Origin of the sequence: Bacillus haikouensis (assembly GCF_013179555.1) — a bacterium.
Lineage (GTDB): Bacteria > Bacillota > Bacilli > Bacillales > Bacillaceae_B > Rossellomorea > Rossellomorea haikouensis_A.
This window is the reverse complement of record NZ_JABMCR010000395.1, coordinates 1-2955: the sequence shown is the minus strand read 5'-3', so window position 1 is coordinate 2955 and position 2955 is coordinate 1. Positions and strand designations below refer to the sequence as shown.

General features: G+C 43.7%; 2 protein-coding genes. Both read right to left on the bottom strand.

Annotated elements, in window-relative coordinates:
* Positions 1-99: 99 nt before the first annotated feature.
* Positions 100-1620, bottom strand: a complete 1521-nt coding sequence (locus HP456_RS22105; RefSeq protein ID WP_172255128.1) for an amidohydrolase family protein — start codon at positions 1618-1620, stop codon at positions 100-102.
* A 54-nt stretch (positions 1621-1674) separates the two neighbouring features.
* Positions 1675-2649 carry a nucleoside hydrolase gene (locus HP456_RS22100; protein ID WP_172255126.1) on the bottom strand — a complete coding sequence of 325 codons (975 nt, stop codon included), beginning with the start codon at positions 2647-2649 and terminating at the stop codon, positions 1675-1677.
* Positions 2650-2955 lie beyond the last annotated feature (306 nt).

Here is a 2955-nt window from a genome sequence, read left to right as displayed (position 1 = left end):
CTACATTGACTGCCACACCAATGGGAATGAGCAATATGGAAATTAGCGTAAAATCCTTTGTTATACTTTTCATCTTTTGTCCTCCTTTTTATATGGGTTTTACTGAGATTTAATTTCTTCGAACATTCCATGCTCATTAGCAGAACCTAGGCTGCTGCCAGCTTTTCTCTCCCCAAAATCATGATGAAATTCTTTATACATCTTGGTGAAATAGGGTTGAATTTCATTCGCCAATTGAACACTTCCCCGGCTTTTTTCAACAAGGGATTCATGTTTTTCTTTTACTGATTGCAGTACAGCTTCTTCATCGAATGAAACAATTTCGTGATTCTTAAGAACCCATTCACCCTCGATCATGACCGATTCGATCGAACTTCCATTCTCGTAATACACAAGCTGAGAAATAAGATCGGTGTTCACAGCCAAAGCAGGCGAGCGCTTGGATAATAAAACAAGGTCCGCTTCATAATCTTGTTTAATCTTTCCACGCTTTTTCTCTTCGCCTAATATGTGTGCTCCTCCAACTGTTGCCATTTTAAGTACATCTATTGGTTGCAGCCATTCATGGAAATTTGACTGTTCTTGCCGGCTATGCATAATAGCTATTCTCATTGCTTCGAATAGGTTATGGGAGATTCCGCAATTGGAGGAATCCGTTCCCAACGCCACGTTCATCCCTTTTTGCAGATAGGTTCTGATCTTCGCTTTTCCGCTGCCAAGCATCATATTGCTGACTGGATTATGAACAAGAGAAACACCATGCTCGGCTAACACGTCTGCCTCATCGTCTTCAATCCAAATGGAATGGGCTCCGGACAACTTTCTTGAAAGCAATTGTTGATCCCGCAGTCTGCCAACTATCCCACCGGAAAATGCATTATCCCCGACTTCCTTTTGAATCCTTGTTTCCAAAAGATGAGTATGAACATATGCCCCTCTTTGTTCACTTAATTCTTTGCATAACGCCAGCATTTCCTCGGAACATCGCTGCGGAGCATTTGGACCTAATAAAATTTGAATTCTACTATTATTATCATGCCATTTGTTGAAAAGGGAGTTATAAAACGCTCTCATTTCTTCAACAGATATTGGTGTTGCTTCGTCCAGTTTTCGCTTCCAATCGACCGGTAAATCGACTGGAAGAAAATGATGATCAGGTACATCATGCATCATTGGGGCAAATCCCACTCTAATCGATGAAGCCTCATATGCTTTAAGTGCGGCTTCTGATCTTTTGATATGCGGAAAATGATCAATACAACTGGTCACACCGCTTTTAATCATATCGATTAAACCTAAAAGTACGGCATTGTAAATATCTTCATCATCAAGTGAATAACCATATGCTGTTGTATAAAGGGACCATATTTCCAATGGTAAATGGCTCGTTGTTCCTTTTAACAGATTCGAATAGGAATGATAATGAGCATTTGTCATACCAGGCATGACAATCATTTCAGATCCATCGATTTTTTCATCAGCTTGAATTGGGAGTTCACTCCCAGGGTTGTGCGGAATCACCTCTTTGATGAGTCCATTTTCCACCAGCACGCTTCCTTCTAAGATACCTGCTTGATCATCCATCGTAATGATGGTCGTGTTTTTAATCAGAGTTGACATGCTGTCACCCCTCTAGTTATCGGAATATTAAGATATTTCACTGCGTAAAACGAGTTATTTTTGCGGCTCGGCATATTTTGTTTCCAGGGTCGAAATACGTTCAGCAAAACGTCGTGCCAAGGTCTCTCCTTCAACATCCATCAGGATGGAGGTATTAGGTTCTGAATGACCCCACTGTCCTGTAAACTCAGTGACAGTCTGCCCAGCTGTAAGTTCCCCTTTTGTCTCGATCGATACAAAAGCCGGCTGGACCTCAAAGAGTTCAGGCCAAAGCGCATAGGATACGGCTGGTACGTCATTAAAGAAAACGCCTGTCTCCGTTACTGACGATTGCTGGACGGCAATGTAAGCCTTGCGCCGGAATTCAGCAGCCTCTAGGAGGAAAGCCCCTGGACGAGTATTCGTATCCCTGATGCGTTTAAGATTTTCTTGTGAAATTCTCACCTTCGTACATACATCGAGACCTACCTGAACGATCGGCGCACCCGAATCGTACACTGCCCTTGCAGCCTCAGGATCAGCTGCCAGATTGAAGGACGCAACCGGTGAATAGTTTCCGGCGACTCGGACTGCGCCGCCCATGACAATAATCCTTTTCACTTTCTGCGCGATACCAGGGTCTATAGAGAGAGCCAGAGCCACATTCGTCAGTGGACCTATTGCCAGAATGGTGATTTCGTTTGGTGCTTCATTACAAAGCCTCACAATCTCCATTGCCGCATACTCCCCCGCCTCAGATACGGTAGGGTCAGGGGCCACGACTCCGCCAAACCCATTATTGCCGTGGATATGCTTGGCAAAGTGCGGTTTGCGTATGAGCGGTTTGCTGGCTCCACGGTATACAGGGATGTCTGTTCTGCCTGCTAATTCAAGTAATGAAAGTGCATTATGCGTTGCCGTTTCCACCTCAATATTTCCATGTACTGTCGTTAATGCTTCAATACTTAGTTCCGGAGATGCAAGCGCAAGATAAATTGCGGCAAGATCGTCGACCCCCGGATCCGTGTCAATAATGACTCGTTCTTCCATACTATAAAGCCCTCCTTCTATCTCTTTTATAGAAGATTATCGAGAGACACATATTGGCACCAAACCCTTATTGGAATAAGGCTGCGTATTTTGCCTTCGATACTCTGATTCTATTGAAAATGGGTGCCACTACACTAATTGATGGTTTCTTTCTCTATCTACACCTTCACAGAAGCGGCGTGTTTTATCTTCGTCAACCGGGTTCGTCATAATGTCATCAATTTTTGCCCCGTATCCAAAGACAGCTCCATCCGCATATTTTAGAAGATTTGCCGTTTCCACTTTCATTCCGCTGCCGATAATGAT